The organism is Bacillus sp. LR--39 (assembly GCF_053613335.1).
Genome location: NZ_JBSIOT010000520.1, coordinates 1 through 900, shown reverse-complemented (window position 1 = coordinate 900; position 900 = coordinate 1). Strand labels below are relative to the sequence as shown.

At 48.3% G+C, this 900-nt stretch carries 2 protein-coding genes; both read right to left on the bottom strand.

All coding sequences use genetic code 11. The features are described 5' to 3' along the window. Nucleotides 1-738: 16S rRNA (adenine(1518)-N(6)/adenine(1519)-N(6))-dimethyltransferase RsmA (gene rsmA, locus ACWHAR_RS24610; protein ID WP_452088123.1), on the bottom strand; the 738-nt coding region annotated here is incomplete at its 3' end. Then, nucleotides 731-900: DUF4093 domain-containing protein (locus ACWHAR_RS24605; RefSeq protein ID WP_452088124.1), on the bottom strand; the 170-nt coding region annotated here is incomplete at its 5' end. The genes rsmA and ACWHAR_RS24605, both read right to left, overlap by 8 nt.

The window sequence follows — 900 nt, the reverse complement described above, 5'->3', positions numbered from 1 at the left end:
ATTGTTGACGAGGTTGTTGAAAAGCGTTTTTCGACGCTGTGCAAAGCTTGCTTTTACGACTTGAAAGAAAAAGGCAGCATCTTGAACGGCCACAGCCGGCTCTTTCCTCAGCGTCAGCCTGATGACCGCGGAATCTACGTTAGGCTGAGGGACAAATACGGTCTTTGGTACATTCATGACCGTTTTGGCCTCCGTATAAAACTGCACCGCGATGGAAAGGGACCCGTATTCCTTTGAAGAAGGTTTTGCAGCCATTCGGTCCGCCACCTCTTTTTGAAGCATGACGACGATTCCTTTCAGCGGCAGATTTTCTTCTAAAAGCTTCATGATGATCGGAGTCGTGACGTAATACGGGAGGTTGGCGACAACCATCACCTCATCGCAGTCTTGAAACTGTTCGTCCATTACCGCTCGGACATCGGCCTTCAGGACATCCTGGTGAATGACAGTCACATTATCATACGGAGAAAGCGTATCTTCTAAAATCGGCAGAAGCCGTTGGTCGATCTCAAAGGCCGTTACTTTCTTCGCACGCTTTGCCAGCTGCTCGGTCAATGCCCCGATCCCCGGACCGATTTCAATCACGCCTGTACGCTCCGTCACACCGGCATGGTCGACAATTCTGTCCAATATGTTCGTGTCAATCAAGAAGTTCTGCCCCAGGCTTTTTTTGAATGAAAATCCGTATTTATTGAGAATTTCCTTAGTCCTAATTGGGGTGGCGATATCTTTATTCATGTTCTTCCTCCCGCAGCACAGCATCCAGTGCGCTTAAATAATCACTCTTTTTGATCTGAAACTTTTGCAGCCGCTTTTGAAGCTGTTTCCCATTTGTATAGCCGATTTTTAATATTTCGCCGAGCCGCTCCCGCCGTTGTTTTGCCAGCGGGCCTCCGATCA